This is a genomic window from Streptomyces sp. NPDC032126 (genome assembly GCF_055580085.1).
In genome coordinates this window covers 278,344-291,729 of sequence record NZ_JBVIMA010000005.1, presented here as the reverse complement: position 1 = coordinate 291,729, position 13,386 = coordinate 278,344, and the positions used below count along the sequence as shown (strand labels likewise).

The 13,386-nt window shown below is 73.3% G+C and carries 17 protein-coding genes; 8 read left to right on the top strand and 9 right to left on the bottom strand.

All coding sequences use genetic code 11. From position 1 onward, the window contains the following. Window positions 1-10 precede the first annotated feature (10 nt). From ACZ5NW_RS20760 to ACZ5NW_RS20750, 3 genes are all read right to left on the bottom strand, one after another. Complete coding sequence (locus tag ACZ5NW_RS20760; RefSeq protein WP_468745327.1) at window positions 11-574, bottom strand: TetR/AcrR family transcriptional regulator; 564 nt, start codon at window positions 572-574, stop codon at window positions 11-13. After that, entirely contained in the window at window positions 571-933 is a 363-nt protein-coding gene (locus ACZ5NW_RS20755; protein ID WP_468745637.1) for a DUF1304 domain-containing protein, read from the bottom strand. Before ACZ5NW_RS20755 ends, ACZ5NW_RS20760 begins: the two co-directional genes overlap by 4 nt. Window positions 934-1,012: 79 nt before the next feature. Next, on the bottom strand, window positions 1,013-2,377 hold the full coding sequence (locus ACZ5NW_RS20750) for a PucR family transcriptional regulator (protein ID WP_468745326.1): 1,365 nt from the start codon (window positions 2,375-2,377) through the stop codon (window positions 1,013-1,015). 128 nt (window positions 2,378-2,505) lie between these two features. Between ACZ5NW_RS20750 and ACZ5NW_RS20745 the strand changes: the two genes are divergently transcribed. Beyond that, a complete protein-coding gene (locus ACZ5NW_RS20745; protein WP_468745325.1) occupies window positions 2,506-2,970 on the top strand; it encodes a pyridoxamine 5'-phosphate oxidase family protein in 465 nt (154 codons plus the stop codon). 16 nt (window positions 2,971-2,986) lie between these two features. On the opposite strand, the gene ACZ5NW_RS20740 is transcribed toward ACZ5NW_RS20745, so the two are convergent. Next, a complete protein-coding gene (locus ACZ5NW_RS20740) occupies window positions 2,987-3,301 on the bottom strand; it encodes a DUF4235 domain-containing protein (RefSeq protein WP_468745324.1) in 315 nt (104 codons plus the stop codon). Between the two features lie 26 nt (window positions 3,302-3,327). Further along, window positions 3,328-4,407 (bottom strand): glutathione S-transferase family protein, encoded by a 1,080-nt coding sequence (locus tag ACZ5NW_RS20735; RefSeq protein ID WP_468745323.1) that lies wholly within the window; start codon window positions 4,405-4,407, stop codon window positions 3,328-3,330. A 182-nt stretch (window positions 4,408-4,589) separates the two neighbouring features. On the opposite strand from ACZ5NW_RS20735, the gene ACZ5NW_RS20730 reads away from it, so the two are divergent. Beyond that, a complete protein-coding gene (locus ACZ5NW_RS20730; protein WP_468745322.1) occupies window positions 4,590-5,579 on the top strand; it encodes a cation diffusion facilitator family transporter in 990 nt (329 codons plus the stop codon). A gap of 79 nt (window positions 5,580-5,658) precedes the next feature. Here ACZ5NW_RS20730 and ACZ5NW_RS20725 read toward each other — a convergent pair whose 3' ends face one another. Beyond that, a complete protein-coding gene (locus ACZ5NW_RS20725) occupies window positions 5,659-6,105 on the bottom strand; it encodes a nitroreductase family deazaflavin-dependent oxidoreductase (RefSeq protein ID WP_468745321.1) in 447 nt (148 codons plus the stop codon). Window positions 6,106-6,245: 140 nt separating this feature from the next. Continuing rightward, a complete protein-coding gene (locus ACZ5NW_RS20720; protein WP_468745320.1) occupies window positions 6,246-6,872 on the bottom strand; it encodes a LysE family transporter in 627 nt (208 codons plus the stop codon). Between the two features lie 308 nt (window positions 6,873-7,180). Between ACZ5NW_RS20720 and ACZ5NW_RS20715 the strand changes: the two genes are divergently transcribed. Continuing rightward, window positions 7,181-8,380, top strand: coding sequence for a cytochrome P450 (locus tag ACZ5NW_RS20715; protein WP_468745319.1), 1,200 nt, complete (start codon window positions 7,181-7,183; stop codon window positions 8,378-8,380). Window positions 8,381-8,392: 12 nt separating this feature from the next. Then, window positions 8,393-8,584 carry a ferredoxin gene (locus tag ACZ5NW_RS20710; RefSeq protein WP_468745318.1) on the top strand — a complete coding sequence of 64 codons (192 nt, stop codon included), beginning with the start codon at window positions 8,393-8,395 and terminating at the stop codon, window positions 8,582-8,584. A gap of 271 nt (window positions 8,585-8,855) precedes the next feature. On the opposite strand, the gene ACZ5NW_RS20705 is transcribed toward ACZ5NW_RS20710, so the two are convergent. Next, a complete protein-coding gene (locus ACZ5NW_RS20705; RefSeq protein WP_468745317.1) occupies window positions 8,856-9,407 on the bottom strand; it encodes a TetR/AcrR family transcriptional regulator in 552 nt (183 codons plus the stop codon). Between the two features lie 94 nt (window positions 9,408-9,501). Here ACZ5NW_RS20705 and ACZ5NW_RS20700 point away from each other — a divergent pair, with 94 nt between their 5' ends. From ACZ5NW_RS20700 to ACZ5NW_RS20690, 3 genes are all read left to right on the top strand, one after another. Next, the gene (locus ACZ5NW_RS20700; protein WP_468745316.1) at window positions 9,502-9,960 is read left to right on the top strand and encodes a nuclear transport factor 2 family protein; all 459 of its coding nucleotides are present in this window, start codon (window positions 9,502-9,504) and stop codon (window positions 9,958-9,960) included. Between the two features lie 25 nt (window positions 9,961-9,985). Then, window positions 9,986-10,510 carry a flavoprotein gene (locus ACZ5NW_RS20695; RefSeq protein ID WP_468745315.1) on the top strand — a complete coding sequence of 175 codons (525 nt, stop codon included), beginning with the start codon at window positions 9,986-9,988 and terminating at the stop codon, window positions 10,508-10,510. Window positions 10,511-10,571: 61 nt separating this feature from the next. Beyond that, on the top strand, window positions 10,572-11,540 hold the full coding sequence (locus ACZ5NW_RS20690) for an aldo/keto reductase (RefSeq protein WP_468745314.1): 969 nt from the start codon (window positions 10,572-10,574) through the stop codon (window positions 11,538-11,540). Window positions 11,541-11,565: 25 nt separating this feature from the next. On the opposite strand, the gene ACZ5NW_RS20685 is transcribed toward ACZ5NW_RS20690, so the two are convergent. Beyond that, window positions 11,566-12,348, bottom strand: coding sequence for a phytanoyl-CoA dioxygenase family protein (locus tag ACZ5NW_RS20685; RefSeq protein ID WP_468745313.1), 783 nt, complete (start codon window positions 12,346-12,348; stop codon window positions 11,566-11,568). 85 nt (window positions 12,349-12,433) lie between these two features. Here ACZ5NW_RS20685 and ACZ5NW_RS20680 point away from each other — a divergent pair, with 85 nt between their 5' ends. Next, window positions 12,434-13,378 (top strand): helix-turn-helix domain-containing protein, encoded by a 945-nt coding sequence (locus ACZ5NW_RS20680; protein WP_468745312.1) that lies wholly within the window; start codon window positions 12,434-12,436, stop codon window positions 13,376-13,378. Window positions 13,379-13,386 lie beyond the last annotated feature (8 nt).

Below are 13,386 nucleotides of genomic sequence, written 5' to 3'. Positions count from 1 at the left end.
GGTCGTCGGGTCAGCGGCTGGCGTGCAGCGCGACCAGCAACTGCCAGACCTGGTCCGCGATCTCCGCCGGGGTGGCCTCCAACTGCCCGTGCAGCCAGTCCGCCAGCACCCCGGCGAACGTGGCGGCCACCGCCGAGGCGACCAGCGGAGCGTCCGCCGCCCCCGCGCGCGTGCGCTCGCGCAGGCTGTACTCCCGCAGATCCCGGTGCAGCACCAGGCCGAGGGGCCCGCCGCCGCCCGGGGCGAGCAGCGCGCGGTACAGCCCGGCGTGCGGGGTGAGCGAGGCGAAGAACTCGGCCAGCGCGGCCGGCGCCCGCACCGGGTCGGGCCGGCCCTGCCAGGCGTGCAGCGCCTCCACGGCGTCGCGTACGACATCGGCGCAGGCGTCGACCGCGAGCGCCTCCAGGTCGGCGTAGTGCACGTAGAAGGTGGCCCGGCCCACGCCCGCCCGGCGCACCAGCGCGGCCACGCCGATCTCCTCCAGCGGGCGCTCGGCGCACTCGTCGAGGAGTGCGGCGCGCAGCCGGGCCCGGGTGCGGGCGGCGCGGGGATCCTCGGGCGCGGCGCGGGTCACTGGGCGATCAGGACGGCGGCCAGGGCGATGGCGCCGGGCAGGGCCTGGGCGGCGAGGATGCGGACGTTGGCGGTGATCGCGCCGTACACGCCGGCGACGATCACGCAGGCGAGGAAGAACACCTGGGCCCGGAACCCGGTCGGATCCCCGGCGACGAGTCCCCAGATCAGCCCGGCCGCCAGAAAACCGTTGTAGAGCCCCTGGTTGGCGGCCATGGGCGCGGTGGCCCGGGCCATCTCCCGGTCGAACCCGTGGAACGACATCCCGGGCTTCTTCTGCCACAGGAACATCTCCATGACCAGGATGTACACGTGCAGCGCGGCGACCAGTCCCACCAGCACGTTCGCGACGATCTCCATCGATTCCCTCACCCTCACTTCTTGGACAGGTGTCCACTATAGCTGGACAGCTGTCCATGACGGACAGGTGTCCAAGAAGTCAGGCGCTCCCCGGTCCTCGACGCAGGCGCAGCGCCCGCAGGGCCAGCTGGATCTCGAACTGGGCCGTCGGGTCGTGAAGCTGGGCGCCGAACAGCTCGTCCAGCTGGCGCACGCGGTAGCGGACCGTCTGCGGATGGACGGCGAGCCGGTCGGCGACCTCGTTCGCGTTGCGGGTCGAGCTCAGCCAGGTCAGCAGCGTCTCCGCGAGGCGCTCGCGCTGGGGCGGGCGGACCTGTCGCAGCGGGCGCAGCCGACGGTCGGCGAGGGCGTCGACGAGCGCCTCGTCGCGCAGGAGCAGCAGCGTGGACAGATGGTCCTGGCAGCGCACCAGACCGGTGCCCGGCAGGACGCCCCGGCGCATCAGATCCAGCGCCTCCGTCGCCCAGCGCAGCGACCGCGCGCCCTCCCGGAGTCCCACGGTCGGTCCCATCGCCGCCCGCAGCCCCTGCACCGTCCCGGCCACCGCCCGCGCCCGTCCGGGCCCCTCCGGGTCCGACACCACCAGCACCGCGGGCTGCCCGTCGAACCGTGCCAGGAACTCCGGCGGCACGATCGGCCCGACCGCGCCCGAGGCACCGGCCCCGCCCAGGGCCCCCACCGTGCTCCACGTGCCGGCGCCCCCCACCGCCCTCCGAGCACCGCCCGTCCTCGCCCCCCTCCACGCGCCGCCGCCCGCCCCTGCCCCCGGCCCCTCGCTCCACGCTCCCGCCGTCCCCGTCGGCCCGGCGTCGATCGCCACCACCGCCAGTTCCCTCGGCACCGGCCAGCGCGCGCTGTGTGCCAGGTCCGCGATCGCCTCCGCCGACGCCGGTGGATCCGCCGTGAGCAGGTCGATCAGTCGCGACCGCCGCTGGCGCAGCTCCCCGGCCGCGTGCAGCCGCGCCTCGGTGTAGCCCGCGGTCGTCGCGGCCGCCATCTCGTCCAGGTGCACGAACAGCGCCTCGCCGAACGCCGCCAGCACCTTCCGCGGCAGCAGGTCGGCGTCGACCAGCGCGTTCACCCGCCGCCACGTCACCCGCGCGCCGAGCCGCAGCGCCGACTGGAAGGCGTCGAGGCTGCGCCCCTCCTCGGCCTCACCGCGCCCGATGCGCTCGTACGTCGCCTGCACCGGCTCCCAGTCCCGGTCCGGATTGGCCATCCGCTCCAGGAACCCGCGCAGCGCGTGGTCCACACCCCGGTGCACCCCCTGCATGTACGTGTCGTCGGCGGGACGCGCGTACTCCGGGATCTCCGTGCGGATCGCCTCGACGACCTCCTCGGTGATGTCGGCGAAGTACGGTCTGAGATGGGCGTGCAGCCCCGCCGGCAACTCCTCGAACGGGCCGCGCGCCCCCTGCTCCACCCCTGCGGCTCTCTTCGGCACGGCCGTGACGATACCGGCCGGTAACACGCGGGTCTCATCACCTTCGCACAGTCACGGGGGCCGGAGTTGTCACTCCCGGACAACGCCGAACGGCAGCGCGCTCCCGCCGCCCCGGCCACACTGGTGCCATGACCACAGAACCCGCCCGCACCGCGAAGCAGCGCAAGCTCGACACCCTCCACCGGCTGGAGCACGACGTCGACGCCTGGGTCGCGACGGCCGCCGAGGACGGTTCGGCCCCCTACCTCGTCCCGCTCTCCTTCGTCTGGGACGGCGCCACCCTGCTCTTCGCCACCCCGGCCGACAGCCCCACGGGCCGCAACCTCCGTACGACGGGCCGGGCCCGCATCGGGATCGGGCCGACCCGGGACGTCGTCCTGGTCGAGGGCACCGCCGAGGCCGTGGCGCCCCACGACCTCCCCGAGGAGGACGCCGAGATCTTCGCCGCGCAGACCGGCTTCGACCCGCGCGAACTGGCCACGCCCTACCTGTACTTCCGCGTCCACCCCCGCCGGATCCAGGCATGGCGCGAGGCGAACGAACTCGACGGCCGGGAGGTCATGCGAGGCGGCGCCTGGCTCGTGACCGACTGACCCGCCCCGCGGGCCCCTACTCCCGGCTCTCCTTCTCCTTCGGATCCTTGGCCGGCCACACCCCCGTCGACCGCTCGATGGCCTTCGCCCCCGTGCGGTCCGCGGCGGTGCGCACCACCGCGAAGATCGCGCCCTGGATCGCCGCGGCCAGCAGGACCTCGCCCCAGCCGCGCTCGCGGTCCAGCGGATCGGGGGCGTCGTCCTCGTGCCGCAGCACCTGCCACGTCCTGCGGAAGGCGTACGCCGCCAGCGCCCCGCCCGCCCAGCCGAACATGAAGCCGACGGGCTGGTAGACGAGGGGGAGCTTCCGCTTCTTGGCCTTCTTCGCCACCTGCGCCTCCTTGTGTGTACGTACGATCATCGGCCAGGCGCGGACTTCGCGCCGCCGGACGACGGGACCCGGGCGGGAATTTCCTCTCGGGGCCGCCCCCGCGCCGGCACCTCCTCGCCCGCGCGCACCGGCCCGGGCGGTGTCCCGTCCCCGAACGGCCGACCGCCGAGTTCCTCCCGGTGGTGCGGGGTGAGCCAGCCGGACAGGTCCGGGCCGAGCGGCACGATCCCCGTCGGATTGATCCCGGTGTGGACCCGGTAGTAGTGCCGCTTGATGTGGTCGAAGTCGACGGTGTCGCCGAAACCGGGCGTCTGGAAGAGATCGCGGGCGTACGCCCACAGCACCGGGTTCTCCGTCAGCTTCCAGCGGTTGCACTTGAAGTGGCCGTGGTAGACCGCGTCGAAGCGGACCAGCGTGGTGAACAGCCGGATGTCCGCCTCGGTGATGGTGTCGCCGACCAGATAGCGCCGCCCGCCGAGCCGGGAGGCGAGCAGTTCCAGCCGCCGGAACAGCGCCCCGCACGCCGCCTCGTACTCCGCCTGTCCGCTGGCGAACCCGGCCCGGTACACCCCGTTGTTGACGTCCTCGTAGACCTCGGCCATCACCGCGTCGATCTCCTCCCGCAGCGGCTCCGGGTAGAGGTCCGGCGCCCCGGGCCGGTGCAGCTCGCGCCACTCCGTCGCCAGGTCGAGGGTGATCCGCTGGTAGTCGTTGGTGACGAGCCGCCCGCTGGGCACGTCCACCACGGCCGGCACGCTGACCCCGCCGGGATGTCCCGGCTCCCGCCGGTCGTACGCCTCGCTCAGCAGCCGTATCCCGAGGACGGGATCACGTCCGTCGGGGTCCAGGGTGAAGCGCCAGCTGCGGTCGTCCTGGACGGGGTCGGCGACGGCCATCGAGAGCGCGTCCTCCAGGCCGAGCAGCCGCCGGGACACCACCGCCCGGCTCGCCCAGGGGCAGGCGCGGCTGACGACCAGCCGATAGCGGCCGGCCTCCACCGGCCAGCCGTCCCGGCCGTCCGCCGTGATCCGGTCGGTGAAGTGGCTCTTCGACCGCTGGAAGCTCTTGTGCCCGTACGCCGCGTTGCCGCCGTCCCCGCCGCTCATGGGTCCTCCCGGTAGTGGTGCCCGTGCCTGCCTGCCTTGCTTCCCGTGTTCCCGCGCCACGGCGCCCGCCGTGTTCCCGGAGCCCCTCCCCGCGCCGCTTTTCCGGGTTCCCTTGTCCCCGCGTTCCCCGTTTCCCGCCGACGGCACGGTGTGAGCGTGCCGGTCCGGGGCAGTCGACGTGAGTGGGCGGGACATCTGGGAGCGGGCGGCGCGGGGCCGAGGGGCACCGGGCCGATCGGCGGACGCGTGTCACCGTGCTGGTCGCCCTCGCGGCCAATCTGCTGATCGCGGCCGCCAAGGCGGTCGGAGGCCTGCTCGCGGGCTCGCCCGCCCTGCTGTCAGAGGCCGCGCACTCCGTGGCCGACAGCCTCAACGAGGTCTTCCTGCTCGCCGCCCTGCGCCGCAGCCGCCGCCCAGCCGACCGCCGCCACCCCTTCGGCTACGGCAAGGAACGCTTCTTCTGGTCGCTGCTCGCCGCCGTCGGGATCTTCGTCATGGGCGGCTGTTTCTCCTTCTTCCAGGGCTTCGAGGCCTTGCACGGCGGCGCCGAGGAGAAGTTCAGCGGCTATGTCGCCGGCCTGATCGTGCTCGGCGTCGCCTTCGTCGCCGAGGGCGTCTCGCTGCTGCGGGCCCTGCACCAGGTGCGCGGGCAGGGCGGCATCGCGCGTCTGCGCGACCCGGCGCTGCGCACGGTCGTCGCCGAGGACGGTACGGCGGTGCTCGGCGTGAGCCTCGCGGCCGCCGGCATGGCCCTGCACATGGTCACCGGACAGGTGGTGTGGGAGGCGGCGGCGTCGCTGGCGATCGGCGCGCTCCTCGTCTGCGTCGCCTACGGCCTGGGCCGCGAGGCCCGTGACCAGCTCATCGGAGAGGCCGCCGACCCCGAGGCGAGCGACCGGATCCGGTCGCTGCTGGAGGCCCAGCCGGAGATCGACAGCGTGGAGGCGCTGTACACCATGAAGACGGGGCTGGACTCGGCGCTGGTGGCGGCCCGCGTCGACCTCGTGCCCGGTCTGGACAGCGAGCGCGTCGAGGAGGTGGCCGACCGCATCAAGGACGCCGTCGCCGAGGCCGTCCCGCAGGCCGGCGAGATCTTCCTCGACGTCACGGACCGGCCCACGGGCCAGGAACGGGAGAGCCCCGCCGCGACGGGGGAGCGCGGCGGGGCCTGACCCTCGTGTGCCCGACGCACCGGGGTTCATGCGTTCGGGACACGCATTTTTCTACGAAGCTTTTGGTACGAAGCTTTTTCTACGAAGCGTTCGGCTCCAGGACGAAGACGGGGATCTCCCGGTCGGTCTTCTTCTGGTAGTCGGCGTACGGCGGATAGGCGGCGACGGCCCGCTCCCACCACTCGGCCTTCTCCGCGCCGGTGACCTCACGGGCCGTCATGTCCTGCTTGACGGGGCCGTCCTGGAGCTCGACCAGCGGTTCCGCCTTGATGTTGTGGTACCAGACCGGGTGGGTCGGGGCCCCGCCCTGGGAGGCGACCACCGCGTACCGTCCCTCGTGCTCGACGCGCATCAGCGGCGTCTTGCGGATCTTCCCGCTGCGGGCGCCGCGCGTCGTCAGCAGGATGACGGGGAGTCCGGTGTCCCGCAGCGTCGTCCCCTTCGTCCCGCCGGAACTCTCGTACAGCTCCACCTGGTCCCGCACCCACTGGGTCGGGCTGGGCTCGTACTCGCCGTCGAGCGGCATGGCATCCGTCCCTTTCGTCGTCTTCGTCGTCGCCTTCGGTGCCGTCGGTTCTCCGGACCGACCGGCAGCGGCTTCAACACCAAGTGCTTCAGGATTCATCCATCGCCGGGTTCCCGGTCGGACACCCACCACGCCCGTCCCTACAGCACGATCCGCACCGCCAGCGCCGCGATCACCCCGCTCGACACCAGCGCCGTCACCAGCCGCCCCTTCTCCCCGGTCAGGGCCCGCCCCAGCAGGGCGCCGCCTCCGGCGAGCAGCACCTGCCAGCTCGCCGAGGCGGCGAACGCGGCCAGCACGAACACGCCCTGCTCCGGCGGGCGGACGGCGTCCGAGCCGTCGGAGCCGAGCACGAGGGCGGCGAAGTAGATCACGGTGGTCGGGTTGAGGAGGGTGATCCCGAGCAGACCGAGATAGGCCCGGGGCGGGCTGGGCGGGGGAGGGGTCGATCGGGTGGTGACGCGCTGATGTGCCCGGTGGGCCCGTACGGCCGTGATCGCGCACCGGGCCGCCAGCGCGAGCAGCGCCAGCGCCGAGGTCCAGCGCAGCGGCTCCAGCGCCGGGCGCAGTGCCGCGGCGAGCGCGGAGCCGCCGAGGGTGGCCGCGAGGGCGTAGAGGCCGTCGGCGGTGGCCACGCCGAGTGCGGCGCAGACGCCGGTGCGCAGGGAGGTCCGGGCGGTGAGGGAGACGAGATAGGTCGCGACCGCGCCGACGGGCACGGCGATGCCGTAGCCCGCGACCAGGCCCGCGACGAGCGCGGCCGTCACCGGCGGACGGGATCGGGCCTCCGGGGGCCGCCGGGCTGCTGCTGCCGCTCCGCCGGACGGGCGGTGGCGGACAGCACGGGCAGCGGGGCGTCGTAGGAAGTCATGGCCGGATCCTGCGGGTCGCCGCAGGCCCGTGGCAAGCGGATTTCGCCGCCGCCGGACGGGCCCGGCCCCTTCGGCCGGAGCGGAGAGTTCCGGCCAGAATGCCCCATTCGGGCGATCTGGCCGAACTGGGCGCCCCATTCATAGGTGTACAGGGCATCTAATGAGGGCCGGTACGACACCCCCCAACGTCTGCGAGGTCTGCCATGACGGACACCACGGCACCCGTGGCGTACCCCCAGGACCGCACCTGCCCCTTCCACCCGCCGACGGGCTACGACCCCCTGCGCGCCGGCCGGCCCCTCACCCGCGTCACCCTCTACGACGGCCGGGACGCCTGGCTGGTCACCGGGCACGCCCTCGCCCGCGCCCTCCTTGCCGACCCCCGGCTGTCGTCCGACCGCACCCGCCCCGGCTATCCGGCCACCGCGCCCCGCATCGCCGCCCTGCGCGACCGCACCACCGCCCTGGTCGGCGTCGACGACCCCGCCCACCGCGACCAGCGGCGGATCCTGGCCTCCGCCTTCACCCTGAAACGCGCCACCGAACTGCGCCCGTCCATCCAGCGCGTCGTCGACGGACGGATCGACGCGCTGCTCGCCCAGGGGCCCCCGGCCGACCTCGTCGGCACCTTCGCGCTGCCGGTGCCGTCGATGGTGATCTGCGCCCTGCTCGGCGTGCCGTACACCGACCACGGCTTCTTCGAAGAGCAGTCGCGACGGCTCCTGCGCGGCCGCGATCCGGAGGGAGCGCGCGACGCCCGCGCCCGGCTCGACGCCTACCTGGGTGAGCTGATCGACCGCAAGAGCCGTGAGCCGCGGGGCCCCGGCGTGCTCGACGCCCTGGTCCACGAGCAGCTCCGCGAGGGCGCGGTGGACCGGGAGGAGGCGGTCGCGCTGGCCCTCGTCCTGCTGGTCGCGGGACACGAGACGACCGCCAACATGATCTCCCTCGGCACCTTCACCCTCCTCCAGCACCCCGAGCGGCTGGCCGAACTGCGCGCCGACCCGGCCCTGCTGCCCACGGCCGTCGAGGAGCTGCTGCGCCTGCTGTCCATCGCGGACGGCCTGATGCGGGTCGCCACGCGGGACATCGAGGCGGACGGCGTGACCATCCGGGCCGGCGAGGGCGTGGTCTTCGCGACCTCCGTCATCAACCGCGACGAGAGCGCCTACCCCGACCCCGACCGCCTGGACTGGCTCCGGCCCGCCCGTCACCACGTCGCGTTCGGCTTCGGCATCCACCAGTGCCTCGGGCAGAACCTCGCCCGCGCCGAGCTGGAGATCGCCCTCGGCACCCTGTTCGACCGGCTGCCCGGCCTACGGCTGGCCGTGCCCGCCCACGAGATCCCCTGCAAGCCCGGCGACACGATCCAGGGGATGGCAGCCCTCCCCGTGACCTGGTGAGAGGCACCGTCCATGCGCATCGACATCGACCGGGACATCTGCATCGGCGCCGGACAGTGCGCCCTGGCCGCCCCGGGCGTCTTCACCCAGGACGACGACGGCTTCAGCACCCTCCGGCCGGGCCGCGAGGACGCCGCGGCCGACCCGATGACCCGGGAAGCGGCCCGCGCCTGCCCGGTCGCCGCGATCAGCGTGACGGACTGAGTGTCTCGTTGCCCAGGGGCCGGAACGGGCGAAGTGGGGCCGCCCGTCCGGCCCCTGGGGTCATCACCAGGCCCTGCGCGTCAGGTCGGCGCGCCGGATCCCAGGCCGTCCGGGGGACTTCGGGGGCTGCCCGGTCACCTCGGCTGCCGGGGCGGGGCTTTGGCGAGTGGTCCGGTCACCTCGGCTGGGCGGGCGGGTCTTTGGCGACGCCCCGGTCGCCCCGGCTGCCCGGCGGCTTCGGCGACGCCTCGGCTGCCCGGCGCGCGCGGTGTTATCGGGTCCGGAGGAGGGTCCGCGCCGCCTCGCGTGCCTCCGCGGCCGGTTCGGTGTCGCGTGTGATGCCGGCCGTCACCATGGCGCCCTCCGCGAGCAGGAACAGCTGCCCGGTCAGCGCGTCGGGCAGACCGGCGTCGGCCACGAGCGTGGCGAGATATTCGCGGAAGGCCGTCTTGTGTGCCCGGACCTGGGCCACGACCCGGTCGGACGTGGCCCCCAGCTCGCCGTAGGAGTTGATCCACGCGCAGCCGCGGAAGTCGGCCTCGCCGAACCACTCCTCCAGTCGGTCGAACACGGCCAGGATCCGCCGTTCCGGATCGGCGTGCCGCTCCACGGCCTCGGCGAGCCGCTCCCGCCAGCGCACATCGCGCCGCTCCAGATAGGCCTCGACCAACTGCTCCTTGGCCGGGAAGAGTTGGTAGAGCCGCTTGAGCGAGACCCCGGAGGCGCCGCGGATGTCGTCCATGCCGACGGACTGGATGCCCCGGCCGTAGAACAACGTCTCTGCGGCGTCCAGCGCCTGCTCACGGGCGGTCGCGCTGTCCATGGGCGACTCCTCCTTGACGTGAGAACGAACGTTCTCCTACGGTAGCAGCACACCGGAGAACGTACGTTCTCCCTTGTGTCGCACGGAGGATGACATGACCGACCGGCCGCCACTGCCCCCGTTCACCCGCGAGACCGCCCTGCGCAAGGTCCAGGCCGCCGAGGACGCCTGGAACACCCGCGACCCGCACAAGGTGGCGCTCGCCTACGCTGAGGACTCGGTGTGGCGCAACCGCGACACCTTCGTCACCGGCCGCGCCGCCATCGTCGAACTCCTCACCGCCAAGTGGGCGCGCGAGCGGGAGTACGCCCTGCGCAAGGACCTGTGGGCCTTCGACGACGACCGCATCGCCGTCCGCTTCCAGTACGAGTGCCGTGACGCCGACGGCCAGTGGTGGCGCAGTTACGGCAACGAGCTGTGGGAGTTCGACGAGCACGGCCTGATGACCCGGCGCGAGGCGAGCATCAACGACGTGCCCATCGAGGAACACGAGCGCCGCATCCTCGGCCCCCGCCCCGAGTCCGAGAGAGGCCGGACCTTCCCGGTGCGCTAGATCATCGGGTGACTAGGGTTCCCGTGTGACCGAACCGGACCGGAAACCCTTTCTCTACGTCGTCGTCTGCGCAGCCGGGATCGCCGCCGGCGTCGACACGCTCATCGCCGCGGCCCAGGAGCGCGACTGGGAGGTCGGCGTCATAGCCACCCCGGTCGCCATGAACGGCTTCTTCGACACCGCCGCCGTCGAGGCCAGGACCGGCCGCCCCATCCGCTCCGCCTGGCGGCGCCCCGGCGATCCGCGCCCCTTCCCGCCGCCGGACGCGGTCGTCGTGGCCCCCGCCACCTTCAACACCCTCAACAAATGGGCGGCGGGCATCTCCGACACCCTCGCCCTCGGCACCCTCTGCGAGGCGCACGGCCTGGGTGTCCCCATCGCCGTGCTGCCCTGCGTGTCCGCCGCCCTGGCCGCCCACCCCGCCTACCAGGCCAGCCTGACGCGCCTGCGGGGCATGGGTGTCCGCTTCGGCGACCCCTACGGCGGGCAGCCGGGGGAGCGCGGCGGGTGGCCGGAATTCGGCTGGGAGCGGGCGCTCGACCTGCTGTGAGGCGCGGGTGGCCGCCGTACGCTCCTTCTGGTAGCGCCCTTCGACGGCAGGAGCAGCGACGATGGAGTACGTGAAGCTCGGTTCGACCGGCCTGGACGTGTCCCGGATCTGCCTGGGCTGCATGACCTACGGACTTCCCGACCGCGGCGTGCACGAGTGGACCCTCGACGAGGAGGCATCCCGCCCGCTGATCCGGCAGGCGCTGGACGCCGGGATCAACTTCTTCGACACCGCGAACGTCTACTCCGACGGCACCAGCGAGGAGATCGTCGGCAAGGCGCTGCGGGACTTCGCGCGCCGCGACGAGATCGTGCTCGCCACGAAGGTGCACGGCCGGATGCGGCCGGGCCCCAACGGCGGTGGCCTGTCCCGCAAGGCGATCCTGTCCGAGATCGACCACAGCCTCAGCCGCCTGGGGACCGACTACGTGGACCTCTACCAGATCCACCGCTGGGACCCGCACACTCCGATCGAGGAGACGATGGAGGCCCTGCACGATGTGGTGAAGGTGGGCAAGGCCCGCTACATCGGGGCGAGTTCGATGTACGCCTGGCAGTTCTCCAAGGCCCAGTACACCGCCGAACGGCACGGCTGGACCAGGTTCGTCTCCATGCAGAACCACTACAACCTCCTCTACCGGGAGGAAGAGCGCGAGATGCTGCCCCTCTGCGCCGACCAGGGCGTGGGCGTGCTGCCCTGGAGCCCCCTGGCCCGGGGTCGCCTCACTCGCGACTGGGGCACGGTGACCGAGCGCAGCAGCAACGACACCTTCGGCGACAGCCTCTACCTGGAGGGCGACCGGGCGATCGTGGACGCCCTGACACGCATCGCCGACGACCGCGGTGTCCCGCGGGCCCAGGTGGCCCTGGCCTGGCTCCTGCACCAGAACACGGTGGCGTCCCCGATCGTGGGCGCCGCCAAGCCGCACCACATCGAGGACGCGGTCGCGGCCGTGGAACTCGCCTTGAGCGACAAGGAGTTGGAGGAGCTGGAGCGGCCCTACGTCCCCCACCCGATCGCCGGTCACTGAAGCAGGGGCGGGCGGCGCCACGGCGTCAATGCGCCCCACTCGGGGCGAACTCGGTCCCGCAGGGCCCCGCACCTTCGCTCTCCGGCAACCGGACCCGCTCCCCGGTCATGGACAGCGTCGGGTAGTACGCCCCGATCCGCTCCGCCGACCGACCCACGTAGTGACCGATGAACGATCGCCGGAACCGCTTCCCGCTGGTGTTCGGCCCGGACCCATGGACCAGACTGCCGTTGAAGAACAGCACGTCCCCCGGTGCCATGTCGACCGGCACGGCCGCGAGCCCCGGCGGCGGGGGAACGTACTCCCGCGCGAACGACACCTCCGCATCGGCGACTTCCGGACAGAAGAGGTCCAACTCATGGGTCCCCGGCACCACTTCGAGCCCCCCGTTGCCCCGGTCGATCTCGTCACAGGCCAGCCAGGCGGCCACACATGTGCCCGGTTCCACCCGCAGATAGAAGTTGTCCTGATGGAGGGCCTGCCCCCGGGCCCCCGGCGGCTTGAAGTAGAACATGCTCTGCGCCGCCAGCGCCTCCTCGCCGAGCAGCCCCTCCAGCACCTCCCGCAGTCGCTCGTCGAGCAGGACCTCCCGCGCGAGAGCGCTGATCTCGTGCGGCTGCATCACCCGGGGGAACCGGTGCAGCGGATCGCTCCCCGGCCGCGGCTCGAAGTGCCCCGGCACCGGCCCGCCCGCGTGCAGCGCCGCGAACTCCTCGCGCAACGCCTCCACTTCCTCGTACGTGAACATCCCGCGCACGACGGCGTACCCGTCCTCGCGGAACCGCCGCAGAATGCCCGTGACCGTCATGCGTGCCCTCCTCGGTGGGCTGTTCCTCGGCCCGCCGTGCCCGGGCCCGCCCGGCAGACGCTAGGCCGGTGCGCCCCTCGGGAGGATGCCCGTGCGTGCTGACGACCTGCCCGGGACTGCCGCGCCCGGAGATCCGTCGCCGCCGCCCGGGCTGGTGGTGGTCGGGCGGTTCGACCGGAGCGCGGGGTACGCCGTCGACCGGCCCGGGGGATCGGACAGCTGGCTGTTCACCTGGACCACCGGCGGACGGGGCCGGCTGTGTCAGGGGAGCCGCGAGGTGCGGGCGGGCGCGGGCGACCTCGTCGTGCTCGCCCCGGGCGTCGCACAGCGGTACGCGGCCGAGCCGGGCGCCGGCTGGCGGTTCTGGTGGGCGCACTGCGCGGCCCGTCCCTCCTGGATCCCCTGGCTGCGCCCCTACGACACCGGCGACGGCGTGTCCTTCGTCGGCCCCGTCCCGCCCGCGCTGCACGACCGGATCGAGGGCGCCTTCCGGCGGATGCTCGGCGACGCCCGCCGTCCCGGCGCCGAACCCGCGCCCACGGACGACGACACCGCGGAGCCGATCGCCGTCGCCCACGACACCGCCGCCCGTGAACTCGCCCTGTGCGCACTGGAGGAGGCCCTGCTGCTCGCCGCCTCCAGCGCGCGCCCGGCGGCCCCGGCACCCGGCGTCGACGAGCGGATCGCCCGCGCGCAGGCGCTGATCGCCGCCGATCCCGGTGCCCCGCACACCGTCCGCTCCCTGTCCGCGGCCGTCGCCCTCTCGCCCTCCCGATTCGCGCACCTGTTCAGCGGGCAGCTCGGCCAGTCGCCCATGCGGGCCCTGCGCGAGGCGCGGCTGCGCCATGCCGCCCGGCTGCTGGAGGGCACCGACCTGCCCGTGGAACGGATCGCCGCCGCCTCGGGATTCGCCAGTCCCTTCCACTTCACCCGGGCGTTCCGCGCCCGTTACGGCCGCCCGCCCGGCGCGTACCGCAACGGAATCCGGACGACGGAAATTTCCCTCCCGAAAGGGACACGAATAACGTGATTGCCCCT